22 protein-coding genes and 1 pseudogene are annotated in these 23,023 nt (G+C 69.6%); 9 read left to right on the forward strand and 14 right to left on the reverse strand.

The genetic code is table 11. The features are described 5' to 3' along the window. Positions 1 to 79 precede the first annotated feature (79 nt). The gene (locus PMES_RS09475) at positions 80 to 2,533 is read left to right on the forward strand and encodes a ligase-associated DNA damage response DEXH box helicase (RefSeq protein WP_159965520.1); all 2,454 of its coding nucleotides are present in this window, start codon (positions 80 to 82) and stop codon (positions 2,531 to 2,533) included. Positions 2,534 to 2,537: 4 nt separating this feature from the next. Here the strand turns inward: PMES_RS09475 and PMES_RS09480 are convergent, their stop codons facing one another. Beyond that, positions 2,538 to 3,017: a prepilin peptidase gene (locus tag PMES_RS09480; RefSeq protein ID WP_159965471.1), complete on the reverse strand. Its 480-nt coding sequence runs from the start codon at positions 3,015 to 3,017 to the stop codon at positions 2,538 to 2,540. Positions 3,018 to 3,259: 242 nt separating this feature from the next. On the opposite strand from PMES_RS09480, the gene PMES_RS09485 reads away from it, so the two are divergent. After that, complete coding sequence (locus PMES_RS09485) at positions 3,260 to 4,888, forward strand: DUF4331 domain-containing protein (protein WP_201288983.1); 1,629 nt, start codon at positions 3,260 to 3,262, stop codon at positions 4,886 to 4,888. 10 nt (positions 4,889 to 4,898) lie between these two features. Then, complete coding sequence (locus PMES_RS09490; RefSeq protein WP_159965472.1) at positions 4,899 to 5,126, forward strand: hypothetical protein; 228 nt, start codon at positions 4,899 to 4,901, stop codon at positions 5,124 to 5,126. 88 nt (positions 5,127 to 5,214) lie between these two features. Here the strand turns inward: PMES_RS09490 and PMES_RS09495 are convergent, their stop codons facing one another. From PMES_RS09495 to PMES_RS09505, 3 genes are read right to left on the reverse strand one after another with little or no spacing between them, the layout of a single operon-like run. Then, positions 5,215 to 6,111 (reverse strand): type II secretion system minor pseudopilin, encoded by an 897-nt coding sequence (locus PMES_RS09495; RefSeq protein ID WP_159965473.1) that lies wholly within the window; start codon positions 6,109 to 6,111, stop codon positions 5,215 to 5,217. Next, positions 6,108 to 6,698, reverse strand: a complete 591-nt coding sequence (locus PMES_RS09500) for a prepilin-type N-terminal cleavage/methylation domain-containing protein (RefSeq protein ID WP_159965474.1) — start codon at positions 6,696 to 6,698, stop codon at positions 6,108 to 6,110. Before PMES_RS09500 ends, PMES_RS09495 begins: the two co-directional genes overlap by 4 nt. Next, on the reverse strand, positions 6,695 to 7,855 hold the full coding sequence (locus PMES_RS09505) for a penicillin-binding protein activator (RefSeq protein WP_159965475.1): 1,161 nt from the start codon (positions 7,853 to 7,855) through the stop codon (positions 6,695 to 6,697). The genes PMES_RS09500 and PMES_RS09505 overlap by 4 nt, the downstream gene beginning before the upstream one ends. Between PMES_RS09505 and gspN the strand changes: the two genes are divergently transcribed. Further along, entirely contained in the window at positions 7,840 to 8,517 is a 678-nt protein-coding gene (gene gspN, locus PMES_RS09510) for a type II secretion system protein N (RefSeq protein WP_159965476.1), read from the forward strand. The two genes, PMES_RS09505 and gspN, sit on opposite strands and share 16 nt — an antisense overlap. 21 nt (positions 8,518 to 8,538) lie before the next feature. Here gspN and PMES_RS16925 read toward each other — a convergent pair whose 3' ends face one another. From PMES_RS16925 to gspL, 5 genes and pseudogenes are all read right to left on the reverse strand, one after another. After that, positions 8,539 to 9,084 carry a type II secretion system F family protein gene (locus PMES_RS16925; RefSeq protein ID WP_201288984.1) on the reverse strand — a complete coding sequence of 182 codons (546 nt, stop codon included), beginning with the start codon at positions 9,082 to 9,084 and terminating at the stop codon, positions 8,539 to 8,541. A 97-nt stretch (positions 9,085 to 9,181) separates the two neighbouring features. Beyond that, a pseudogene (locus tag PMES_RS16930) lies at positions 9,182 to 9,721 on the reverse strand (type II secretion system F family protein); the annotation flags it as partial. 4 nt (positions 9,722 to 9,725) lie between these two features. After that, positions 9,726 to 11,222 (reverse strand): GspE/PulE family protein, encoded by a 1,497-nt coding sequence (locus tag PMES_RS09520; RefSeq protein WP_159965477.1) that lies wholly within the window; start codon positions 11,220 to 11,222, stop codon positions 9,726 to 9,728. Continuing rightward, entirely contained in the window at positions 11,219 to 11,674 is a 456-nt protein-coding gene (locus PMES_RS09525) for a type II secretion system protein M (RefSeq protein WP_159965478.1), read from the reverse strand. The genes PMES_RS09520 and PMES_RS09525 overlap by 4 nt, the downstream gene beginning before the upstream one ends. Then, the gene (gene gspL / locus PMES_RS09530; RefSeq protein ID WP_159965479.1) at positions 11,674 to 12,924 is read right to left on the reverse strand and encodes a type II secretion system protein GspL; all 1,251 of its coding nucleotides are present in this window, start codon (positions 12,922 to 12,924) and stop codon (positions 11,674 to 11,676) included. The genes PMES_RS09525 and gspL overlap by 1 nt, the downstream gene beginning before the upstream one ends. Positions 12,925 to 12,995: 71 nt before the next feature. Here gspL and gspG point away from each other — a divergent pair, with 71 nt between their 5' ends. The 5 genes from gspG to gspD are packed head-to-tail and all read left to right on the forward strand — an operon-like array spanning position 12,996 to position 17,307. After that, positions 12,996 to 13,496, forward strand: a complete 501-nt coding sequence (gspG, locus tag PMES_RS09535) for a type II secretion system major pseudopilin GspG (protein ID WP_159965480.1) — start codon at positions 12,996 to 12,998, stop codon at positions 13,494 to 13,496. Next, entirely contained in the window at positions 13,483 to 13,992 is a 510-nt protein-coding gene (locus PMES_RS09540) for a prepilin-type N-terminal cleavage/methylation domain-containing protein (RefSeq protein ID WP_159965481.1), read from the forward strand. Before gspG ends, PMES_RS09540 begins: the two co-directional genes overlap by 14 nt. Next, complete coding sequence (gene gspI, locus PMES_RS09545; RefSeq protein WP_159965482.1) at positions 13,989 to 14,366, forward strand: type II secretion system minor pseudopilin GspI; 378 nt, start codon at positions 13,989 to 13,991, stop codon at positions 14,364 to 14,366. Before PMES_RS09540 ends, gspI begins: the two co-directional genes overlap by 4 nt. Continuing rightward, positions 14,363 to 15,244, forward strand: a complete 882-nt coding sequence (locus PMES_RS09550) for a type II secretion system protein N (protein ID WP_159965483.1) — start codon at positions 14,363 to 14,365, stop codon at positions 15,242 to 15,244. Before gspI ends, PMES_RS09550 begins: the two co-directional genes overlap by 4 nt. Next, a complete protein-coding gene (gspD, locus tag PMES_RS09555) occupies positions 15,241 to 17,307 on the forward strand; it encodes a type II secretion system secretin GspD (protein ID WP_236549759.1) in 2,067 nt (688 codons plus the stop codon). The genes PMES_RS09550 and gspD overlap by 4 nt, the downstream gene beginning before the upstream one ends. Here the strand turns inward: gspD and PMES_RS09560 are convergent. Genes PMES_RS09560 through PMES_RS09580 form a run of 5 tightly spaced genes read right to left on the reverse strand, consistent with a single transcriptional unit; the run spans position 17,301 to position 23,002 of the window. Continuing rightward, positions 17,301 to 18,482 (reverse strand): c-type cytochrome, encoded by a 1,182-nt coding sequence (locus PMES_RS09560; protein ID WP_159965484.1) that lies wholly within the window; start codon positions 18,480 to 18,482, stop codon positions 17,301 to 17,303. The two genes, gspD and PMES_RS09560, sit on opposite strands and share 7 nt — an antisense overlap. Continuing rightward, on the reverse strand, positions 18,482 to 19,066 hold the full coding sequence (locus tag PMES_RS09565) for a cytochrome c oxidase assembly protein (protein ID WP_159965485.1): 585 nt from the start codon (positions 19,064 to 19,066) through the stop codon (positions 18,482 to 18,484). Before PMES_RS09565 ends, PMES_RS09560 begins: the two co-directional genes overlap by 1 nt. Next, positions 19,063 to 19,467 (reverse strand): tetratricopeptide repeat protein, encoded by a 405-nt coding sequence (locus PMES_RS09570; protein ID WP_236549760.1) that lies wholly within the window; start codon positions 19,465 to 19,467, stop codon positions 19,063 to 19,065. The genes PMES_RS09565 and PMES_RS09570 overlap by 4 nt, the downstream gene beginning before the upstream one ends. Then, positions 19,467 to 22,049 carry a cytochrome c oxidase subunit I gene (gene ctaD, locus PMES_RS09575; protein ID WP_159965487.1) on the reverse strand — a complete coding sequence of 861 codons (2,583 nt, stop codon included), beginning with the start codon at positions 22,047 to 22,049 and terminating at the stop codon, positions 19,467 to 19,469. The genes PMES_RS09570 and ctaD overlap by 1 nt, the downstream gene beginning before the upstream one ends. Beyond that, positions 22,046 to 23,002 carry a cytochrome c oxidase subunit II gene (locus PMES_RS09580; RefSeq protein ID WP_236549761.1) on the reverse strand — a complete coding sequence of 319 codons (957 nt, stop codon included), beginning with the start codon at positions 23,000 to 23,002 and terminating at the stop codon, positions 22,046 to 22,048. The genes ctaD and PMES_RS09580 overlap by 4 nt, the downstream gene beginning before the upstream one ends. Positions 23,003 to 23,023 lie beyond the last annotated feature (21 nt).

Below are 23,023 nucleotides of genomic sequence, written 5' to 3' on the forward strand. Positions count from 1 at the left end.
CGCCGTCTTCCGGGCGGGCGCCGCCGCATGCGGCAAGGCGGCACGGGAAATCGGTGACCGCATGCCCTATCTGAGGGGGATGAGTGCGCTTCCTCCTCCCTTCGACACCTGGTTCGCCGAACGCGGCTGGCATCTGCATCCGCATCAGGCGGAGATGATGGACCGCGCCGAAGCGCCCGCGCTTCTGCTGATCGCGCCGACGGGTGGCGGCAAGACGCTCGCGGGCTTCCTGCCGAGCCTGCTGGAGCTGCGATCGGGCGAACATGAGGGCCTGCACACTCTCTATGTCTCGCCGCTCAAGGCGCTGGCCAGCGACATCAAGCGCAACCTCACCGGCCCGGTGGAGCAGATGGGCTTGCCGATCAGGATCGAGGACCGCACGGGCGATACCAGCTCGGCCCGGCGCCGGCGCCAGAGGGCCGATCCACCCCATATCCTGCTGACCACGCCCGAAAGCCTCGCCCTGATGCTCAGCTACGAGGATGCGCCGCGGCTTTTCGCCGGGCTCAAGCGCATCATCGTCGACGAGATCCACGCCCTTGCCGAATCCAAGCGCGGCGATCAGCTCGTTCTCGCCCTGTCCCGGCTCCAGGCGATCGTGCCGGGGCTGCGGCGGGTCGGCCTGTCGGCCACCGTCGAGGATCCGGGCGCGATCGCGGGCTTCCTCGCGCGCAATCCCGATCCCTGCGAGATCGTCCATGCCGATCCCGGCCCGGACCCGGATATCTCGATCCTGCAAACCGCGGTCTCCCCTCCCTGGGCCGGCGCCGGCGGCAGCTACGCGATCGCGGACGTGCTCGAGCAGGTGCGCGCTCACAAGACGACGCTGATCTTCCACAACACCCGCGCGCAGGCGGAGATCTTCTTTCACAACCTGTGGCTCGCCAACGAGGACGCCTTGCCGATCGGCATCCATCATGGCTCCCTGTCGCGAGAGCAGCGCTCCCGGGTCGAGCAGGCGATGGTTCGCGGCGAGCTTCGCGCGATCGTGGCCACCGGCAGTCTCGATCTCGGCATCGACTGGGGCAATGTCGACCTGGTCATCCAGGTGGGCGCGCCGAAACATGTCAAACGTCTGGTGCAGCGGATCGGGCGGGCCAACCACCGCTACAACGCGCCGTCGAAGGCGCTTTTGATCCCTGCGAACCGGTTCGAGCTCGTGGAATGCGTCGCCGCGCTCGAGGCGGTGCTCGAACGCGATCTCGACGGGGCCCCGCGCGGCGACGGCCCGCGCGACGTCCTGTGCCAGCATATCGCCATCCGCGCCTGCGCCGGCCCCTTCGAAGCCGCGGAGCTCCTGGCCGAGATCCGCACTGCCGGCGGCTACGAGAACACCACGCGGGCGATGTTCGACGACTGCCTCGATTTCGTGGCCACGGGGGGATATGCCCTGAAGGCCTATGACCGCTGGCAGCGCCTTCTGGAGCGCGATGGCAAATGGCAGCTGCGTGATCCGCGCGCCGCGCAGCGCATCAGGATGAACATCGGCACGATCATCGATTCCGAAATGCTGAAGGTCCGCCTGAAGGGCCGTGGCGGCGCGCCCTTGGGCGAGGTGGAGGAAGGCTTCGCCGCCACGCTCAACAAGGACGACACCTTCCTGATCGGCGGCAAGGTGGTGCGCTACGAGGGCCTGCGCGAGATGATCGTCGAGGTCAGCCCCCGCCCCAATCGGCAACCCAGAATCGCCACCTATGCCGGTATGAAATTCGGCATGACGACGCAATTGGCAAGCCGGGTCTCGCGCCTGCTGAACCAGCCCGACTGGCCCGACCTGCCAGAGCATGCGCGACGCTGGCTGCGGCTGCAGCGCGCCCGCTCCCTCATGCCAAGCGACGAACGTCTCCTGATCGAGAGTTTTCCGCATGATCAGCGGGCGCATACCTGCATCTACGGTTTCGCGGGACGCAACGCGATGCAGACGCTGGGACTGCTGCTTACCGCGCGGATGGAACGGCTTGGCCTGCACCCGCTGGGATTCGTGGCCACCGATTACGCGGTCCTGATCACCGGGCTCGACCCGGTGGAGGATCCGGGGCCGCTGCTCGAGATCGGTGATCTGCGCGAGGGGTTCGAGACCTGGCTTGCCGGCAACGCGGTGATGAAGCGGACCTTCAAGTCGAGCGCGCTCATCGCGGGACTGGTCGACAGGGTTCACCAGGGGCAAAGGCGCAGCGGCAAGCAGGCGACCTTCTCCGCCGACATCCTCTACGACACGCTGCGCCGCTACGATCCGGAGCATCTTCTCCTGCGGATCACGCGGGAGGAAGCGTTCAAGGGACTGGTCGACTTTTCGCGGATCGAGGAGATGCTGGCACGCACGGCGGGACGCATCGACCACGTCGTCCTCGACAGGGTCTCGCCGATGGCCGCGCCGCTCTTTCTCGAACGCGGCAGGGTGCCGGTCGAAGGCGCCGGCGCGGAGCGTCTCCTGGCCGAGGAGGCACAGCGCCTGATGGCGGCGGCGGTGCTGGAGACGGCCGGTCTCGAGCCGGGTGCCGGCACCGCCGAGGAGATCGGGGCGAAACCCTGACCGTTCAGCCTACCCCGGCCTGGCGCACCGCCAACCGGGCCGCCCACATGAGCGCGAAGGCCGCCCCGAGGAAGGGCGCGAAGGCGATCTCGCCCTGCCGCATCCTCGGCCGGATCAGCGCCGCGACAAGCGCGCCGATGGAGGCGAGCGCGACGAGCGCCGGCAGCGCCTGCCATCCCAGCCAGGCCCCCGCCGCGCCCAGAAGCTTGGCATCCCCCAGCCCGAGCCCCTCGATCCCCCTGAGCCGCCAGAACGCCCAGCCGATCGCGGCGAAGACCGCCCATCCCAGCACCGCGCCGGCAAGGTGATCGGACAGGGACGCCCCCGTCAGCAGCGCCAGGATCAGTCCCGCCGCCAGCAGTGGCAGGCTCAGCGCGTCGGGGACCCTGCGGCTGCGCAGATCGATGCGCGCGATCGCCACGAGCACCGCGGCAAGCGGCAATCCGGCGAGCAATTCGAGGGTGAAGGCAGACAGCGGTATCATCACGTATGCTTACTCTCTGCGCCGCTATGCAGAAAGATCCAACGGGCATGGTTCCGCTAGGTCATTTCAGGTGAAAGACAATGCTATACGCATGACATAATAATCAATACAAGGTGTTCGGAAGGCTCTATCGCTGGATGCGAAATTAGCGTGAAACTTTCCCGTGTACGTAACGTGACTACGCAATTGGACGCCGCGTCATCCGCACTCGGCGTTTCAGGACGTTCAGAGGAGGGACGAGAATGATTTATAGGAAGACGATGGTGTTCGGCACCACGATGGCACTGGCCCTGTCGGCCACCGCCATGTCAGGCTGGGCGTCCTCGCACCGCGAAGCGCCTGCCATCACCAAGACCCCGAAGGTGGATGGAACCGACTTTTACATGTTCCGCAGCTATCAGGAGGGCCGTTCCGACTACGTCACCCTGATCGCGAACTACCAGCCGCTGCAGGAGCCCTATGGCGGCCCGAACTACTTCACCATGGACCCCGACGCGGTCTACGAGATCCACATCGACAACGATGGGGACGCGCGCGAGGACATTACCTTCCAGTTCCGCTTCGACAATGATCTGATCATGAACGGCGAGGGTTTCAAGCTTCCCGTCGGTCCCGATGGCGACAAGAAGGACATCGCGATCCCGCTGCGCCAGTTCGCGCCGATCTTCAAGAACGACATCGGCGGCCTCAACGAGCGCGAGACCTACCAGGTGACGCGTATCACCGGCGATCGCCGCTCGGGCGCGGGTGCCCCGCTCAAGCGTGCCGGCACGTCGAACCTCGTCTTCGAAAAGCCGGTCGACAATATCGGCCAGAAGACCCTTCCCGACTACGCGGCCTATGCCAATGCCCGCGTCTATGACGTCGACATCCCCGGCTGCAACATGACCGGCCGCGTCTTCGCCGGTCAGCGTGCCGAGGCCTTCGCCGTCAATCTTGGCGAGATCTTCGACCTCGTGAACCTCGCGCCGATCGAAGGCGACAGCGCTCCGGGCGCCGATGATGACGGCGGCTTCAACGGCGGCATCACCCAGGATCGCAGCAATGACGACCTGGTCGGAACCCACAACGTGACCTCGCTCGCGCTCGAAGTTCCGATCTCCTGCCTGACCAACGGCACCGATGCCGTCATCGGCGCCTGGACCACGGCCAGCGTTCCGCAGGCCGAGCTGCAGGATCCCTCGCCCAGCTATGAGCAGGATTCGGTCTTCGGCGGCGCCTATGTCCAGCAATCGCGCCTTTCCGCGCCGCTGGTCAACGAAGTCGTTGTCGGCCTGAAGGACAAGAACCTCTTCAACGCCGCTCAGCCGACCATCGATAGCGCTCTTATCGACTACGTCACCAACCCGACCCTTCCCGAACTGATCGAGATCCTCTTCGGCGGCAAGTTCGGCCTGCCCCAGACGCTGGCCCCGAACAACTTCCCCCGCAATGACCTTGTCGCTGCGTTCCTGACCGGCTTCGACGGGTTCAACAAACCGTCCGGCGACAGCTTCCAGCCCAGCGAGATGATGCGCCTGAACACCGCGGTTCCCGCCACTCCCCGCAACCAGCAGTCGAATCTCGGCGTTCTGGGCGAGGATATCGCCGGCTTCCCGAACGGCCGCCGTCCCGGTGACGACGTCGTCGACATCGCGCTGCGCGTCGTGATGGGCCGCCTGTGCTACCCCGTGCCGCTGGGCGCGGAGCTGACCGGCAATCCCGGCATCGAGGATACCGATGACGACAACATCAACCTCGGTTTCTGCAAGCCCGAAGACGCCCCCGTCGGCATGGCCAACTTCACCGATGGTGCCCCGATCAGCGCCGCTCAGCTGGGCAACTTCTTCCCCTACCTGAACACGCCGATCCCCGGCTCCTACTCGAACTAAGGAGGACTGCATGAAACTGCGTGTGACCACAGCCTTGCTGATGGGAACGGGGCTTCTGCTCGCAGCCTGCGACAGCTCCGATACCGTCGACGGCTCACAGACCGATGTTGACCGGGCCGCCAACTCCTTCGGAAGCGCCTTCTCGACCGCTTTCCGTGCGGGGACCAATGACGGGCCGTCCGCCGTCTCGGGCGGCGACCTGACGCTGACCCCGAATGCCGATCCCGTCGATTTCTGATCGGTGATCCCTTGATGCGGGCCGTCATGGCCCGCCCGGCGCCGCCCTCCCCTTGCCGGGGGGGGGCGGCGTTTTCATGTCCGGAATGTCATTGCGAAAGAAGCGCGCGGGCGGCGGCCGGCTCCGGCAGCGCCGCCACATCCAGCGCCGCCGCGCGCCGGGCCGTGACGATCACGTCTCCGGGCGCGGGCTCAGTGATGCGATGCAGATCGCTCTGCCGGCTGCGGCGCAGCCCGTCGAGTTCGGCCGTCACGGTCACCCTGTAATCCTGCGAGGTCCAGCCGGCGAGCGCCGGACGCACCACCCCCACATTGGCCAGATCGTCGTCGCGCAGCGCGCCGCGCCGCTCCCTGATCCGGATCAGGCGTTCCGCGGCGGGCGGGTTCGAGATCAGCAGGGTCAGCAACCCGGCCCCGACCGTGTTGAGGTTGACGAGGCCCTCGCCGCCCAAGGCGACGAGATAGGGCTCGAGCCGCGCGATCTCGTCCGCCCCAAGCCCCGCGGCGGACAGCGCGCCGATATCCGCGATCCCGTTCCTTGCCCGCACCAGCTCGGTGATGGAAGCGCTCTGCTCCGGACTCAGGCCCGCCAGAGCCGCTAGACGCCCGAAGAAGGCGATATCGGCAAAGTTGCGTCCCGCGAGGCGGTTGATGTCATAGCGCGACTGCAGATCCTCGATCTCCAGCGCGAAACGCGCGCCCCCGGCAAGCACGGTCTCGCTCTGCGCGATGCCGGCCCAGGGCTCGCCGCGATGATCGGCTTCGGGAGCCGTGCGCATGTCGCGCCTGAGCGCGGTGATCGCCGAAAGCTCGCCGCCGCTCAGCAGCGCATCCACCTGCGCCGCCGACGCCCTCAGCCGCACCCCCTCGATCGCGAAATCCTGCGTCGAGATCATCAGGTAGACGACGGATGCCGCAAGCGTCAGGATCACCAGGACATTGACGAGGACGATCCCCTGCTCGCCCTCCCGTGGCCGGGACGTCATCGCGGCGGGCTCTGAACGGGCAGCAGAAGGCGGCTCACCTGCACCGTGCCCCCCGCGCCCAGCGCGACGCTGAGCACGGCCTGCGCGGCACGCGGGGACGCCGGCCGCTCGGCCTGCGCCGTCTCGGGCGGCCAGAGCGGCACCCATTGCTCCCCCGCATCGCCCGGCGCCATGAAGCGCCACTCCCACCCGGCCACGCCGCCCAGCACCTCCTGCTCCGGCGCCGTGTCGGGCTCCGAGGCTCCGGGCACCGAAAGGCCGCGCCGCAGCGTGCCGCCCTCGCCGGCGGTCCAGACCGTCGCCCCGGCCTCCGAGGACAGCGTCAGGGTGGCGCCATCCCATGACAGGCTGCCGGGCCGCGCCGTCTCCACATCGCTTGCCAGAAGCCGCAGCGCGGTGTCGATCCGGGCGAGGCGTTCCATCCGGCCTTCGGTGCGCTCCTGGGCATCGAGGATCGTCCTGAGCATCGTGAAACCGGCCAGCCCGATCATCGAGAAAAGCGCCAGCGCCACCAGCATTTCGATCAGCGTGACGCCGGATTGCCCGTCGCGGCGCATCTGGGACCCGGGCGCCGGTCGGCGTTTCATCCGGCGGCGCCGCCGATCAGCGTCAAGGCTCCCTGCTCGACCTGCAGAACCGCGAGCGCCCGCTGGCAGGTGCCGTCGGATGCGAAGCTGTAGGGGCCGAGGATGCCGTTGAACCCCTCCGGCCGGGTCAGCCCGGCGGCATCCTGCGCACCGACGCGCCCGAGATAGCGGGCCATCTCCACCGCGTCGAAGGCAAGACCTGCCAGAATGCCGGGGCTTTCGTCGAACGCCTCGCGGTAGGCTTCGGCGAAGGGATCGAAACGCAAGGGGTCGGGCGCGGCATACCAAGCCCCGCGCAGCGCGGCGTTGGATTGCGCGTCGATGGAGGCCCATTGCGCGGAGCCCAGAAGCTGCACCCCGCTGCCGCCCAGGGCACTGGCCAGCGCAGGCAGTTCCGGACCGGCGGCCGGCAGGTAGACCGCGTCCGGCAAAGTCCCCCCCGAGGCCGCGCGCACCTGTGCCAGGAGGGCCGGACCCGCGATCCCGCCAGCGGCGATCACCGGCGATCCGAGCGTGATCCCCGTGCGCCGCGCCACCTCTGCAGCCGCGCGTGCCGCCTGCGTGCCCAGCGCGCCCGGCGGGGCGACCACGGTGATGCGCCGCTTGCCGCGCGCCGCCGCGTAGCCCAGCACCGCGCTGGCCGATTGCGCGGGCGTGACGCCGTAGATGAACAGGCCGCCCCCCGCGAGCGAGGCATCGTTCGAGAAGCTGACCACGGGCACGTCCCGCCCGACGGCCTGGGCGACGGCGGCGGCCTGCGCGCCAAAAAGCGGGCCGAGCAGCATGCGCGCCCCTCCCGCCACCGCTGCGCGCGCCGCGAGAACCGCGCTGTCGATCGCGGTGCCGCTGTCGGCGAAGGTGAATTCGGGATCATTCTGCGGATCGGGCGCGGCAAGCCTTGCGGCTCGGGACAGATTGCGGCCAAGCTGCGCCTGCCCACCGCTCAGCGGTAGCAAGAGCGCGGTGCGCCCGTCCCTTCGCGTCGGAAGGGCCGGCTCCGCGTCCCGTCCAAGTCCGCCGCATCCAGACAGCAGGAGAGTTGCCGATGCCCCCAAGGAGCGCAACAGCAGATGCCGGCGCGAAAACGCCTCCGGTCCCGCCGGCCCGGCGAAAGGCGCGGCCCGCGCGCCGGCTCGTTTGGGTGTTCGTGCTGACATGCTTCGCTCTTTTCGTCTTCGCGATCGCCCTGCTCGCCACCGCTCCGGCGCGAAGCCTAGCACGTGCGGTTTCGCTTCCGCCACAACTAGCCGGCCTGTCCGGCGGGCTGTGGCAGGGACGCGCGCATCTCGAGGGGGGGCTGGCGCTCGACTGGACGCTCGTTCCGGCCGAGTTGCTGCGCGGCCGGCTGGCCGCCGACCTCGTCCTCAGCGGACCGGCGAGCCTGGCGCGCGGAAGGCTCGCCGCAGGCGCGAACGGCGCGGTGCGGCTCACGGGCCTCGACGGACGCCTCGGCCCCGATGCGCTCGCGCTGGCGGGCAGCGGCGCCGATCTGTCCTGCGTTCTGACGACCGGACTGCACGGCGTGCGGATCACGCACGGGCCCGGCGGCGCCTCCGCCGGGGGCCGGATCAGCGTGACCGATGGCACCTGCAACCGTCCGGGCGCCACGACCATGCAGGTTCCGGCGGGCACGGTCACCCTTGGCACGTCCGGGGCGCGCGCCACGGCCAGCTTCGCTGCGGACACGGCGCCCGATACGCCGCTCGCCGGGCTCGCACTCGGCGCCGAGCGCATTGATCTGCGGGTCGAGCCCGAAGGCGCGGCGCTGGTACCCGGCCTGCCGCGCGGGGGGCCGATCGAATTGCAATACCCCCTATAGCGCCCATGCCCGGGCGCCCGGTCAGCCCACGAGGTTGTTGAGATTGACGATGGGAAGCAGGATCGCCAGTACCAGGAGCATCACGATCCCCCCCATCACCAGCAGCACCAGCGGCTCCACGAGCGCGACCACCGCCGCGACCCAGGCGTCGATCTCGCGCGACTGATCGGCCGCGGCCCGTGTCAGGCTGGCCCCGAGGGTTCCGCTGCGCTCGCCGCTCGCGACCATGGCGATCATCATCGGCGGGAAGACTCCCGCATCGCTCAGCGCCACCGACAGGCCCGTTCCCTCGCGCACCCGCGCCGAGGCCGCGGCGATACGCTCCTTGATATAGCTGTTTCCCACCGTGCCCTCCGCGGCCGCCAAGGCGTCGGTGAGGGCGACGCCGCTGACTGTGAGGGTGGCGAGGGTGCTGGCAAATTGCGCCGCGCAAGCGCCCTGTGCCAGGCGCGCCGCGCGGCGGGACGCGCGAGCGCGGCGCGCGCCGCGAAGGCGGCAAGCACACCCACCCCCAGCGCGGGTATTCCGTAGCTTTGCAACGCGCCGCTGGCCGCGATGAGGCCGCAAGGGAGGCCCCGCGCGAGGTGAAGACGCGCACGATGTCGGGAACGACGAAAGTCAACAGGGCCACGATCACGCCGAGAGAGACCAGCGCCAGCAGCGCGGGATAGAGCAGGGCAAGCTGGACCGTCTGGCGATTCTTGGCGCGGTTCTCGACGTGATCGGCGAGGTGGTCCATCACCTCCCCCAGCCGCCCCGAAGCCTCGCCCGCCCGCACCGTGGCCGCGTAATAGCCCGCGAAGACCGCCGGGTAATCACCGAGCGCATGCCCCAAGGAGCGGCCTTCGATGACGGCGGCACGCAGGTTGAGCAGCATCGCGGCCACGCGGGGCGCATCGGCTTGCCGCGCGCAGGTCTGAAGCGCGTCCTCGATCCTGACGCCGCCCCCGAGCAGGGTCGCGAGCTGCCGGGTCACGAGGGCGAGGGCGCGCTGCGATATGCCGCTCCTGAGGCGCGGCGCGGGCCGTGCGGCAGTGGCGGTGGCCGCGCCGCCGCCGCGGGCCGCCCGCGTCGGCTCCACCGAAATCGGCAGGAGCTGCTCGGCGCGCAACTGCTGGCGGGCCGCCGCGGCGCTCGCCGCCTCGATCACGCCCTTGCGCGTGCGCCCGGACGCATCCGCCGCGCGATAGGCGAAGGCGGCCACGGGCTCAGGCCTCCGCCGCGCCGGATGCCGGGCCGCTCTCGTCGCGCACCACCCGGACCACTTCCTCGACGGTGGTCACGCCCTCGGCGATCTTGCCGATCCCGTCCATCAGGATGCCCGGGCTGGTGCGCCTGGCGATTCGCGTCAACTCCGCCTCCGGAACCCCCTCGCTGATCGCGCGCTCGATCTCCGCATTGCCCTCGATCACCTCGTAGAGCGCCTGGCGCCCTGCAAAGCCCCGCCCGTGACAGGCGGGGCAGCCGACGGGGCGGAAGATCGGCGCGCCCCCGGGAAGATGCCCCCAGAGCAGCTCCGACTGCGCGGCGCTCGCATGATCCGGCACGCGGCATTCGGGGCAAAGGCGCCTGACAAGACGTTGCGCCACGAGGCCGCGCACCATCGGCGCGAGCAGGAAACGCTCCACCCCCATATCCGTCATCCGCGCGACCGCCCCGGCGGCGGTGTTGGTGTGCAGCGTCGAGAGGACGAGATGGCCGGTCATCGCGCTTTCGACGGCGATCTGCGCCGTCTCGCGGTCGCGGATCTCACCGATCATGATGATGTCGGGATCCTGGCGCAGGATAGCCCGCAGGCCCCGCGCGAAGGTGAGCTCGGTCTTCGCGGAGACCTGCATCTGCCCGACCCCGTCCATCGAATACTCGATCGGGTCCTCGACGGTCATGATGTTGGTGGCCCTGTCGTTGAGCCGGTCGAGCGCGGCATAGAGCGAGGTCGTCTTGCCCGAGCCGGTCGGACCGGTCACGAGCAGAAGGCCGTCGGGCCGCGCCAGGATGCGCTCGAAGGCGGCCCTGTCGGGCGCGCTCATGCCCAGGTGCTCGATCCCGAGGCGGGTCTGCCCGCGATCGAGAAGCCGCAGCACGACCCGCTCGCCATATTGCGAGGGGATCGTCGAGACGCGCACGTCGAGATCGAAGCCGCCGATGCGCAGCGAGACCCGGCCATCCTGCGGCAGGCGCTTCTCGGCGATGTCGAGCTTGCCCATCACCTTGATCCGGCTCACCAGCAGGGGCGCGAGCGCCCTCTTGGGCTCGATCACCTCGCGCAGCTCGCCATCGACGCGGAAGCGCACGACGAGCCGGCTCTCCTCGGTCTCGATATGGATGTCGGACGCCTTCTCGCGCACCGCCTCGAGCAGCAGCGCGTTGATCAGGCGCACCACCGGGGCGTCGTCGCGCTGATCGAGCAGGTCATCCACGGAAGCGGCGCTGTCGGCAAGGCTCGCCAGGTCGCTGTCGGCCTCGGAGGCGACGCGCGCGGCCTCGGAGGCGCTGTCGCGATAGGTGCGGTTCAGCTCGGCCTCGAAGGCCTCGCGCGTGACCGTCTCGAAGGTGAGCACATGCGCCGCGACGCGTTGCGCCTCCAGGAGCGCGGCCTGCGGCGCCTGTTCGAGATGCCGGCAGACGGGCGTTCCGTCCTCCCGCTCGGCGAGCACGATGCCCCGCCGCTTGGCAAAGCCGTAGGACAGGCGCGGCAGGCTCATCGCACGCCCTCCAGCGTGATCCTGGCGGAGACGCTGCCCGGCTCGAGCCGCCGGTCGATCTCGGCGGCCGTGACCTTCAACCCGTCCTCTGCCTCGAGCGCGGCAAGCCAGTCGACCAGCGGCGCAAACCGCGCCTCCGCCAGCAGCACCGTCACGCCGGCGGCCTGCGGCTCGAGCCGTGTCAGCGTCAGGCCCGCGGCCTCGGCGCTGCGCGTCACGCGGCTCGCCGCGGGCTCGAGGGGGGGCGGCGGGGCGGGTCGGGCGGGACGCGCGGCGGCATCGCGCGCGGCGGCCGTCAGCTCGAGATAGGCCGCGATCTCGCCCCGGTGGACGGCGGCGCGCTCCTGCAGCGGCAGCCAGACCATCTGCACGGCCGCAAAGAGCGCGAGCGCCGCCGCGCCGGCGGCCAGAAGGAGCCGCTCGCGCGCGGTCAGGCGGGACAGCGCGCCCATCACGAGCCGCCGCCATGCGTGATGCGGAACTCGGCCTGCGCCGCACCGTCCGAGGCCGTCGCCGCGCCGCTCGCGACATCCAGCCCCGCCGCGCCCAGCGCCTGTTCGAGCGCCTGCAACGCCTCGAGCCCGCCTGCCTCCACGAGAACGGTAAGCCGCTCCTCGGGGCCCGAGAAGGCGAGCCGGCGGAACGAAGGTGGCGGGGTCTCGTCCAGAAGGGCATCGGCGGTTCGCGACAGCAGCGGCAGGAAGGTCCCGCGCGCCGGGGCCTGCGGCGCGGGTTGCAGCCGCGCCAGAACCGGCCCGGTCTGCGGCCCGACGGCGATCCCCGGAAGCACCGCCTCGACGGCTCGCTGCGCACGTTGGCGCTCGTCTTGCGCCAGGCGGCCAAGGGCGGACACGTCGAGTGCCAGCAAAAGCAGGGCCGCGCTCAATCCCGCGGCGCCCGCCCACGCGGCGATCCGGGCGGTCGCGCCCCAGTCGGAGACCCCTTCGGCGAAGGCGCCTTGCGCCAGATCGAAGCCAAGATCGGCCTCATCGGGCGGCGGCGGCGTCGAAGAGGCATCCCGTGCCGGAACGGCCCCCGGGAGGGCTTCGCCCAAGCTGGTGATCGCCGGCCGGCCCGCCCGCTCCCAGAAGGGTTCGAGCATGTCGGTGCGCAGGGCAAAGCCGGTGCCGTCGGAGACACGGACCACGCAGCGCGCGCCGCTGCGCCAGACGGCCCAGGCCGGCCCGCCCGTCTCGGCGGCGGCAGGGCGCGGGATCGCGAGCATCTCCGGCAGGACCGGCCCGGTGCCCCCCGATCGCTGGGCGGCGACCATCGTCTCGCGCTCGATCGCCGCGGCCAGCACGCGGGTGCTTGTGGGCGGCGGGTCCGCCGGGCCCAGCGCCACATGAAGCCGGTCGAGCGGCGCGGCCAGTTCTTCTTCCAGCGCGAAAGGCAGCGCGGCGCGGCGCCGTGCCGCCCCACGCACCGGCAGATCGACGGAAAAGAGGCCCACGCATTCGGCGGGCACCACCCTTGGGCGGCCAAGGCCCTCGGCCTCCGCCGCATGTTCGAGGCGCATGACGAGCGGCCCCGCCGCCGCGGCCACCGGCGTGCGCGCGAAGGCGACGACCGAGCCGCCCTCCCCTTGCGAGGCGCCGCCGGGCTCGCTCACGGCTCCGGTGACGCGCGGCGCGCTGGCCTGCAGCGGCTCCGCGCCCCCGTCCGGCGGGTTCACGTTTGATGGAGCGGCATCGGGTTTCAACAAATCACCTTTGATAAGGGCTTCCGGTCATCTATGACACTTAATCACGGATAGAGCAGGTAAATAGTTTCATGATCAAGGCCCCCTCCAGACCCGTCGCGGCACGTTCCGATAGGCGTGCCGGTGCCCCGCGGCGCCGTGCCGATGCCGGCGTGACGCTGATCGAGATGATGGTGGTCCTGGTGATCATCGCCGTGGTCGCGGCCTTGATCGTTCCGAACGTGATCGGGCGGCCCGACGAGGCACGTGCCACGGTCGCGCGCACCGATATCCGCACCATCGCATCGGCGCTCGAGCTCTACCGTCTCGACAATCGCACCTACCCGACCACCGCGCAGGGTCTCGAGGCGCTGGCCGAACGGCCCACGAGCCCTCCCGAGCCGCCGAACTGGGTCTCTGGCGGCTATCTGCAACAGGTTCCGCTCGACCCCTGGGGCGCGCCCTATGCGTATCGCTCGCCGGGCGAGAGCGGCGGCGGCTTCGATCTGGTCTCGCTCGGCGCCGACGGCGCGCCCGGCGGCGAGGGCAGCGCATCGGACATCATCCATGGCGCGGCGAGTGCCAGCCAGTAGCCATCCCCTCCGGCCGGCCCCGCGGCAGGGCGATGCCGGCGTCACCCTCGTCGAGATCCTGGTGGTCATCGCCATCATCGGCGTGCTCGCCGGCGCCTTGTCGCTCACCATCGGCGGCGGCCTCGGAGCACCGCGCGCAGGCGACGAGGCTCGGCAACTCGCCGCGCGCCTCAACCGGGCGGGCGAGCTTGCCATGATCACCGGGGTTCCGGCGCTCCTGGTATGGGACGCGCAGAGCTACCGATTCGCGGCGCAAGGCCCCGAGGGGTGGGAGCTTCATCCCGAGCCCCTGCTGGCCGAGCGCCGCGCCCTGCCGGGCGGCCTTGCGCTGCGCAGCACCGGCGAGACCCAAAGCCCCTACGCGATCTTGCCGGACGCGCGCCCCGCGCCGGGCGGCCCGCTCACCCTCGAACTTGCGCGCCCCGGCACGAACGGCTGGCATGTGCGGCACGACGGCTTCGGCGCCCATGCGGCCGCCGGGGCCGCTGCGCCATGAGCGGGCGGGCCACCGATGCCGGCTTCACCCTCATCGAGGCGCTCGTCGCGATGGCGGTCCTCGCGACCTCCGCCATGACGCTGCTGGCTGCCGTCGAGACGCATATCGGGCGGATCGGCGCGCTCGAGCAGCGCAGCGCCGCACGCTGGGTGGCGCAAAATACCCTGGCGGCCGTGCAACTCGGGCTGCCGGCGCCCCGTGTCTCCGACATGCTTGGCGAGGAATGGACCATCGAGACCGAACGACGCCCCACCGAGGATCCCGATCTCGAACAGGTCACCGTGACCGTCGGCCGGCCGCGCGAGGATGCGCGCGGCGGGGTCGCGGGTCTGGTGACGCTGCTCGGCTTCGCCGATACCGGGGGCACGCGATGATCGGGCTTCACGGCGCATTGCGCGCGGCCATCCTGCTGGGAGCCGTGGGCGGGGTCGCGGCCTTCGCCGCGCCCGTCGCCTGGCACATGCTGGGGGAAAGCCGCATCTCCCCCGCCGCGCCGCGCCAGGCCCCCGCGCCCGGCGGCGCGGCGGCGCCTCCGCCCGTCGATATTGCGCCGATCCTCGCCCTCGCCCCCTTCGGCGCCCTGCCGCCGCCCGCCGAGGAAACCGCCCAGGCCCCTGCCGCGGCGCTCGACCTGACGCTCAGGGGCATCGTGCAGGCCGCCGATCCCGCCCGCTCGATCGCGGTGATCTCGGGACCGGACAGCACCCTGTCCTACCGCCCCGGCGAGCCGGTGCCGGGCGGTGCCCTTCTCGCCCGGATCGAGACCGATCACGTCGTGCTGAGCGAGGATGGCCGCGAGCGGCGTCTTGCCTTCCGCGAGGAAACGCTCGGCGCCGAGGAGGTTCCCGACACGGCCGAGACCCCCGATGCGCCCAGCGGCTTCGACCGGCTGCGCGCTCTCGCCGATGCCCAGGCCGCCCAGGAGCCCGACGCCGCCGGGAGCGGGCCGCAGACGGTCGATGACTACATCAGCCTGTGGCGCAAACGCATCCAGACAAACCCCCAGCAGGTCCTCGATACGATCGGGCTGATTGCCTCGGACGAAGGATATGTTATCGCACAGAAGCATGACAGCGGGGTCAGGCTCGCGGGGCTGCGTCCGGGCGACCTCGTGGCGCGGGTCAATGGAGAGCAGGTGGGAAACGTGGCAAACGATACCGAACTCTTCGACAGGCTCTCGGCCGCCGACGTGGTACGGCTCGAGGTCGAGCGCGGCGATGAGACGATCACCATGAGTTTTCCGCTGAAATGAAACGCAACATCCCCCTCCCGCATGCCGCATGCCGCGCCGCCACGCCCGCAGCGGCGGACCCACGGCGCGCACGGCGCCTTCTGGCCGCCCTCGGCGTGCCGCTCGCCGCGCTGATGCTGCCGCTGCCCGCCCTGGCGCAGGAAGCGGCGGATGAAAGCTCCCGCGGCGAGGTGACGGTGCGCCTTCCCGAAAGCGCGGCCGAGCAGACCTTCACCATCAACCTGCGCGACACCGAGATCACCCTTTTCGCCGAGCAGGTCTCGCAGATCACCGAGCGCACCCTGATCCTCGATCCGCAGCTTTCGGGAGAGATCACCGTGGTCGCGGCCAAGCCGCTCGATCGCGACGGCGTCTGGGCGCTGTTCCAGTCGGCGCTGAGGGTGCGCGGCTTCGTGGCGGTGCAAAGCGGCGAGATCTGGCAGGTAATCCCGGAGCCGCAGGCGAAATCGAGCGCGCCGACCGGACCGCTGGCGCTGTCGGGCGCGCAGGACACGGTGACGCGGGTGCTGTCGCTGGACCGGCTCGCCGCGCCCGAGGCGGTACGCGTCCTGCGCCCCCTGATTGCCGAATCGGGCTATATCGAGGCCCTCGCCGATCCCAATTCCATCGTCGTCACCGACACCGCCGAGAATGTCGAACGGATCATCGAGATCGCCCGCGCCTTCGACACGCAGGAGCAGCAACGCGCCCAGGTGATTACCTTCCGCTACGCCGACGCCGCCTCCGTGGGGCAGGCCATCGTCCAGGTCCTGGGCGAGACCTCCGGCACGCGGCTCTCCGTCGATCCGGGCTCCAACACCCTGCTGGCGCGCGGCTCGGCCGAGGACATCGCCGAGGTGCGCCGCATTGCCGGCGCGCTCGACATCGCACCGCGACCGGCGCGTGTCGTGGATATCGGAACGCGGGTGATCCGCCTGCAATATGCCGATGCCGAGGTGCTCGCCGAGATCGCCCGCGCGACGCTGACCGGGCGCGGCGAGCTGACCAACCCCGTGGCCCAATCGGTCGAGACGCAAGCCGATGACGGAACCGTCCCGCTGGGCGGCGCACCGGCCCCGGCGCCGGCCGGGGCGCAGGACGTCTCGATCCAGGCCTCGACCGAGCAGAACGCGATCGTGGTGCGCGGCACCGCCCGGCAGATCGAGGAAGCCTCGGCGCTCATCGCCTCGCTCGACCAGCGCCGCGCGCAGGTTCTCATCGAGGCGGCCATCGTCGAAGTCTCTGGCGAGGTGGCCGACCGGCTCGGGGTGCAGTTCGGCTTCGGCGACGCCGCCCCCCCGGGCGGGATCGCCGCCACGTCTTTCTCGAATGCCGGCGTGTCGCTGCAATCGATCCTGCTGGCCCTCGGCCAGTCGAGCGCGAACGTGCTGACGGGGGGGCTGTCGCTCGGGGTATCGCAGGGCGGCGATTTCGGCGCACTGGTGCAGGCCCTTTCGCAGTCCAACAAGGCCAAGCTGCTCTCCACCCCCTCGATCACCACGATGGACAATCAGCCCGCCACCATCGTCGTCGGTCAGAACGTGCCCTTCCGCACCGGCAGCTTCGCCACCGACGGGAACACCGTCGCGCCCTTTACAACCATCGAGCGGCGCGATGTCGGGATCACCATGAACGTGCTGCCGCGGGTGACGGCAGGCGGCGTTGTCCGGCTCGAAATCGAGCAGGAGATCTCCTCGCTGGTGAACGCCAATGTCGAGGGCGCGGCCGATCTCGTGACCAACACGCGGGTCATCAACACCACCGTGCTGGCCGACAATCACGGCACCATCGTTCTTGGCGGCCTGATCACCGACAACGAGCTGAGCAGCGAGAACAAGGTGCCACTCTTGGGCGATGTGCCCGTGGTGGGAAATCTGTTCAAATCGCAGACGGCGAACGGGACGCGGCGCACGCTTTTCGTGTTCCTGCGGCCCACGATCCTGCTGAGCCCGGAGGATGTGCGCGCCGCCTCGCGCGCGAAGCTGGAGCGGCTGCGCGGCGCCGAGACGAACATTCCCGGCGAAAGCCTTCTTGGCAAGCGCGCGGTGAAGCGCCTGCCGCTGGAGATCAACGGGCTCTACTGAGCCGCATCGCGCAAGGCCTCCGGCCCCAGGGAGGCGTAATAGGCCGCCAGCGCTTCGATCTCCTCATCCTCGAGGAATTCGGCAGCCGCGCGCATCAGGTTCGCGCGCGGGCCGCCCCCGCGCAGCTCCGCGCGCCAGGCTTCGAGCTGTGCCGCGATATAGGCGCGTCCCTGGCCGGCGATCTCCGGCCCGCCCGGGCTGCGCCGATCCGCCTTCGGTCCATGACAGGCGGCACAGGCGGGCACGTCCCGGCTGCCGCTCTCGGCGAATGCGAGGGCCCTTCCCGCCTCGATCAGGGGATCGAGCGTCTCGACGGGCCTGGTGTTCGGCAGGGTGTTGACGAAACGGGGCATGTCGGCGCCGGGGGCCTCCGAGCTGCCCGGGGCGCGGGGGGGCGGCGGGCGCCGCGCCGGCGTCTCCCCCGCTGGCGGGAGCGCGGCGAAATAGGCGGTCACGTCCTCGAGATGGCGCGAGGGGATCTCGCTCACGGCCTGTGCCATGTAGCCGCTCTGCCTGGTGCCATCGATATAGGACTGCATCGCGGCGCGCACGTATTGCGAGCCGAGAATGTCGAGGCGCGGGATCTCGTCGCTGACGCTGCGCCCGTCGGTGCCGTGGCAGCCCGCGCAATAGGCGATGCTGTCCGCCGCGGCGATATCCGGCATGTCGATCCGCGGCATCGCCGTCAGCGCGAGATAATCATCGGCGCTCATGGACGGGACCGCCTTGAGGAAGGCCACCATCGCCCAGACCTCGTCTTTGCGCTCGGACGGCCAATAGGGCATGCCGCTCATCTTCACCCCCTCCATGACGATCCAGTGGAACTCGTTCGCGCTCCACTCCTCGACCGCCTCGGTGATATGCGGGGGCGCCGGCACCATCGACAGCGAGGTCGCGCTGCGCGCCTCGCCCGGGCGCGCGTGACAGACCTTGCAGGCCGCGTCGTAATGGCGCGCGCCGAGCAAGACCATATCGGCGGTGAGCGGCGGGACGGGCTCGCTCTCGTGGGCATAGAGATCGACCGAGTTGCGGAAGGTCGTGTTGAGGACCCAGCTGAGCCCCGGCACGTGGCCGAGCCGCGCCGAGACGTTGTACAGGCCCAGACCGACGACGGCGGCGGCGCCGATCAGGCCGACAAGGGCGAGGACGAGGAGGGTCTTGGCGACGATGCGCATCAGCTGGGCTCCGCTGCGTTGCGTTCGGTGAGTGCGAGGCCGGTGAGCCACAGCCCCCCGATCAGATAGACCGGCGTGCCGATGCCCAGCATGATCAATCCACCGAGCTGCTGATCGGCCAGCGTGCCGTGAAGGCCGCCATAGATGTCGGCGCGCGACAGGACCATCAGCGCGCCCAGCAGGGTCATGTGCATCGAGGTGAGCAGCAGGGCCCCGGCACCGATGAGAGGATGCGCGGCATGAAGCGCCCCGGCCCAGACCAGCAGGCCGGCGATGAGAAAGCTTGCCTGCTCGGCCGCGAACCAGGCGGGATGGGAGGCCGCGAGCCTGTGCAGCGCCGGCAGGTGCCAGCCCCAGACCGCGATGAACTCGATCACCGCCCCGGCAAGCGCCGGCGGCACGGCGCGGCGCCATCCGGCCGGGAGGGCCGCGGCGATGGCCAGGGCGATGCCGGTGACGATGAGGCTGTGACGCAGCATGTGCGCGGCGAAGCCGTGGCCCACAAGCCAATCCGCACCGCCGCCCCACACGAAGGCGAGCCCCGCGAGGGCGGCACCGGCGAGAAGGGCGCGCGAGACGGTCATGTGCAGCTTCCGATCACGAGGACCGGAATCGCGGTGTAGAGCGTGCCGATGAACGAGACCCCGCAGAGCAGCGTCGCGGCATGGCCGAGGAACTCGTGCCGGTTTTCCGCGTCGCCGAAGGCGTGGGTGGCCCGGCCGGTCTGGGTATAGTTCCATTGCCGCCATGCCGAGAGCCCGAAGAGGAGGATCACCACGAGCGCCACGATCGTCCCCGCCCCGATGATCAGCCGCAGAAGGGTGATATCGTCCTGCGGCGCGGCGAGCTTGGCGCACCACACCGCCGTGAGCGAATAGCTCGCGGCGAAATGCACGGCCCAGGTGACGGGACCGAGCGTCAGCTTCCACAGGCTGGCGCGTTCCTCGGCGAATTCCTGGCGCTCCACATTCTCGCGTCTGGTCATCACAGCACCCTCGGAAGGGCGGCCACCACGGCAGCGGTGACGAGGACGGTCAGGATCACGAAATGCCAGAAAAGCGTGACGTTCCACAAAGGCGCGTCATAGCGCGGCGTCACCTTGCCGAAAATCACCGCGGCCAGGCAGTAGAGCTGCATGATCACCCCGGCCCCGACATGCGCCGAGGTCCACACGACGAGCCCCCACATCACCGCCGGGTAGACATGCGATGTCGGCTCGAGCCCCGGCAGCCAGACCGACAGGATCATCGCGCCGATCCCCGCCAGCGCCAGCAGCGGCGCCGCCACGAGGCAGGCCGTGGCCAGGTCCCCGCGCCCGTTCATGTTGAGCTGCCGCGATCCGAGCATCGCGCCCCAGCTCGCGGTAAGCAGCGCGGCGGCCGCCGCCATCACGATCCAGTTGGCATGGATGCTTCCCTCGGGCGGGAAATCCGGCGAGGCGGTCCAGTAGAAGAAGACCCCGAAGATGAGACTGGCGAAAGCGGTCGCATCACCGAGCATGGTGATGAATACCCCCCACCAGCCGGCCGCGCCGGGCCCCGAGATGTAGATCGGCAGCTTCAGACCGAGCCCCGCATCCTTCTTGGTTTTCTCGGGAATTATCGCCGTCGAGGTCCACAGCCAGTAGCAGATGCACAGGATCGCAAGCACGCCCGAGATGATCGCCGGGACATAGATGTGGAAGGTCGGCAGGATGAAGGCGCCCCCGGTGAAGGCGGCGGCCCAGAGCGTCACCCAGGCGGGTCCGGTCACGCGCATCACTTGCAGCGGCTTGGCGTCGATCACGGAGGTGACGAGGGTCTCGCGCAGGCCTTCCTCTGCATCGGGGAGGTAATAGCGCCCCTCGTCCATCCGCTCGACGATCCCCTTCTGCTGCCACAGGGGGTAGCGCGTCGTGACATAGGGGATCGACCGCGAGCCCCAGCCGTGATCGGTGGTCTCGGCGCTCCATTCGAGCGTGCCGCCGTTCCACGGGTTGCGCGGCGCCTTCGGCTGGCGCCCCTTGGGCCGCAGGAGATCGTAGGCGAAGACCGCGAAGCCGGCCGCTGCGATGAACGCGCCGATCGTCGAGATCATGTTCAGCCAGTCCCAGCCGACATCGCCGGGATAGGTGAAGACGCGGCGCGGCATCCCCTTCAGCCCTGTCAGGTGCATCGGCAGGAACGTGATGTTGAACCCGGTGAAGAGCAGCCAGAAGGCCCAGCGCCCGAGCCGCACCGACATCGTCTTCTTGGTCATGAAGGGATAGAAATAGTAGATCCCGGCGATGAGCGGAAAGACCATCCCGCCGAACAGCGTGTAATGCAGGTGGGCCACGATGAAGTAGCTGTCATGCACCTGCCAGTCGAAGGGCGCGATGGCGATCATGACGCCTGTCAGCCCGCCCGCCGTGAAGATGGCGAGCGCGCCGGCGATCCACAGCATCGGCAGGCTCATCTTCACCCGGCCGACCATGAGCGTCGCCACGAAGGCGAAAAGCTGGATGCCGGTCGGGATTACCACCGCTTCGGAGGCGGCCGAGAAGAACCCCAGACTGAGCGCGGGCAAGCCGGTCGTGAACATGTGGTGGACCCAGAGCCCGAAACTCAGGAAGCCCGTCCCCACCGCCGAAAGCACGATCCACGAATAGCCCACGATGGGACGCTGCGCGGCGGTCGGCACGACCATGGCCGCGATGGCGATCGAGGGCAGGAAAATGATGTAGACCTCCGGATGCCCGAAGATCCAGAAGAGGTGCTGCCACAGCATCGGATCGCCGCCGCGGGTGGGATCGAAGAACGGCCAGTCGAAGCTGCGCTCCATCTCGAAGAGGAAATCGCCGGCGATCAGGGGCGGGAAGGCGAAGAGGATCATCCCGCCCACGACCAGCACGTACCACGCATAGAGCGGCATGACATTGACGCGCATCCCGGGGGGCCGGCATTTCAGCGTTCCGACGATGAGTTCGACCGCCGCCGCGATGCTCGCCACCTCGATGAAGGACAGGCCGAGCAGCCAGACATCCGAGCCGATCCCCTCCGATTGCGTGGCCAGGGGCGGGTACATGAACCAGCCCGAATCGGGCGCCGCGCCGAACAGGATCGACCCCATCACGAAGATCCCGCCGATCAGGAAGGCCCAGTACCCATAGGCCGACAGGCGCGGGAAAGGCATGTCCCGCGCGCCGAGGAAACCCGGCAGCAAAAGGATCGAGATCGCCTCGAACATCGGCACGGCGAAGAGGAACATCATCGCCGAGCCATGCATCGTGAAGAGCTGGTTGTAGAGATCGGCGGAGACGAAGTCGTTCTCGGGCACGGCCAGCTGCACCCGCATGATCAGCGACATGATCCCGGCGAGGATCATGAAGCCGAAGGCGGTCAGCGAATACCACTTGCCCACTTCGGAGTTGTTCACCGCACTGATGTAGCGCCAGCCCTTGGGCATGGCCCAGGCCTTCTTGAGCCGCTCGCCCTGCGCCTTGCGCAGCTCCGGGTCGATCGGCTCGGCCAGCATCTCCTCGGTGGGGGGATAGGGTCCCTCGGGGTCGGTATGGCGGTCGATCCGGTGCGTGCGGGTCTTGCTCATTTCAGCTCCATCAGCCAGCCGGCGAGCGTGTCGAGCTCCTCGTCGCTCAGATGGTCATAGGCCGGCATCTTCACGCCGGGCTTGTATGTCTCGGGATTGCGCACCCATTTGGCGAGGGCCTCGCGGTTCATCGGCAGGGCCGCCGCGGCAAGGCTTTCGCGGGTGGCAAGATGGGTCAGGTCGGGACCGACGGCGCCGTTGGCCTGCGTCCCGCGCAGCGCGTGACAGGCGCCGCAGCCCTCGCCGAAGAAAATCTCCGCGCCGGGGGCTTGCGGATCGGCCTGGATGGGCGCGGCCTCCGCCTCGAGCCAGGCATCGAAGGCATCCGGCTCCATCACCACCGCCTTGAAGGCCATGAGCGCATGGGACTCGCCGCAGAACTCGGCGCATTGCCCCCTGTAGATGCCCGGCGTCACCGGCTCCAGCGTCAGCACCGTGGTGCGGCCGGGAAACATGTCCATCTTGCCGCCGAGCTTGGGGATCCAGAAGGAATGGATCACCCGCTCCGAGGTCAGCTCGAAGGTGGTCCGGCTTCCGGTGGGCAGGCGGATCTCATTGGCCGAAACGACCGGCGCGCCGGCGAGCGGCTGGTACTCGGTGCGCCACCACCATTTCTCGCCGGTGACCTTGACCACGAGTCCGTCACCTTCGGCGCGCTGATCCGGCATGATCGAAAGCCCGTAGACGAGCAGCGCGGTGACCACCACCAGCGGCAGCCCGATCCCCCCGCCGATGATCACCCCGTTGGCAAGGCGGCGCGAGATGGACGTGGTATGAACGCGGGTGACATAGAAGAAGAGACCGTTCACCGCGACCCACAGGATCGCCGCCCCGACCAGCATCACGATGAAAAGGGTCTCGAGCTGGATCGCGTCGGCGCCGGTGGCACCGAACGCCGATTGCGGTCCCTCGCATGCCGAAAGGCCGAAAGCGGCAAACACCGCTCCGGCCACGACTGCAGTGGGCTTTCTTGC

The sequence above is a fragment of the Profundibacterium mesophilum KAUST100406-0324 genome, assembly GCF_009835145.1.
Classification (GTDB): domain Bacteria; phylum Pseudomonadota; class Alphaproteobacteria; order Rhodobacterales; family Rhodobacteraceae; genus Profundibacterium; species Profundibacterium mesophilum.

What these genes read in the sequence shown, in the direction of transcription:
- PMES_RS09495 (WP_159965473.1), bottom strand. Translation starts at nt 6,111, where the DNA reads ATGACGTCCCGGCCACGGGAGGGCGAGCAGGGGATCGTCCTCGTCAAT.
- PMES_RS09490 (WP_159965472.1), top strand. Translation starts at nt 4,899, where the DNA reads ATGAAACTGCGTGTGACCACAGCCTTGCTGATGGGAACGGGGCTTCTG.
- PMES_RS09520 (WP_159965477.1), bottom strand. Translation starts at nt 11,222, where the DNA reads ATGAGCCTGCCGCGCCTGTCCTACGGCTTTGCCAAGCGGCGGGGCATC.
- PMES_RS09565 (WP_159965485.1), bottom strand. Translation starts at nt 19,066, where the DNA reads ATGACCGTCTCGCGCGCCCTTCTCGCCGGTGCCGCCCTCGCGGGGCTC.
- gspG (WP_159965480.1), top strand. Translation starts at nt 12,996, where the DNA reads ATGATCAAGGCCCCCTCCAGACCCGTCGCGGCACGTTCCGATAGGCGT.
- PMES_RS09480 (WP_159965471.1), bottom strand. Translation starts at nt 3,017, where the DNA reads ATGATACCGCTGTCTGCCTTCACCCTCGAATTGCTCGCCGGATTGCCG.
- PMES_RS09550 (WP_159965483.1), top strand. Translation starts at nt 14,363, where the DNA reads ATGATCGGGCTTCACGGCGCATTGCGCGCGGCCATCCTGCTGGGAGCC.
- PMES_RS09485 (WP_201288983.1), top strand. Translation starts at nt 3,260, where the DNA reads ATGATTTATAGGAAGACGATGGTGTTCGGCACCACGATGGCACTGGCC.
- gspD (WP_236549759.1), top strand. Translation starts at nt 15,241, where the DNA reads ATGAAACGCAACATCCCCCTCCCGCATGCCGCATGCCGCGCCGCCACG.
- PMES_RS09475 (WP_159965520.1), top strand. Translation starts at nt 80, where the DNA reads ATGAGTGCGCTTCCTCCTCCCTTCGACACCTGGTTCGCCGAACGCGGC.
- PMES_RS09505 (WP_159965475.1), bottom strand. Translation starts at nt 7,855, where the DNA reads ATGTCAGCACGAACACCCAAACGAGCCGGCGCGCGGGCCGCGCCTTTC.
- PMES_RS09500 (WP_159965474.1), bottom strand. Translation starts at nt 6,698, where the DNA reads ATGAAACGCCGACCGGCGCCCGGGTCCCAGATGCGCCGCGACGGGCAA.
- gspI (WP_159965482.1), top strand. Translation starts at nt 13,989, where the DNA reads ATGAGCGGGCGGGCCACCGATGCCGGCTTCACCCTCATCGAGGCGCTC.
- PMES_RS09570 (WP_236549760.1), bottom strand. Translation starts at nt 19,467, where the DNA reads ATGACCAGACGCGAGAATGTGGAGCGCCAGGAATTCGCCGAGGAACGC.
- ctaD (WP_159965487.1), bottom strand. Translation starts at nt 22,049, where the DNA reads ATGAGCAAGACCCGCACGCACCGGATCGACCGCCATACCGACCCCGAG.
- PMES_RS09560 (WP_159965484.1), bottom strand. Translation starts at nt 18,482, where the DNA reads ATGCGCATCGTCGCCAAGACCCTCCTCGTCCTCGCCCTTGTCGGCCTG.
- PMES_RS09525 (WP_159965478.1), bottom strand. Translation starts at nt 11,674, where the DNA reads ATGGGCGCGCTGTCCCGCCTGACCGCGCGCGAGCGGCTCCTTCTGGCC.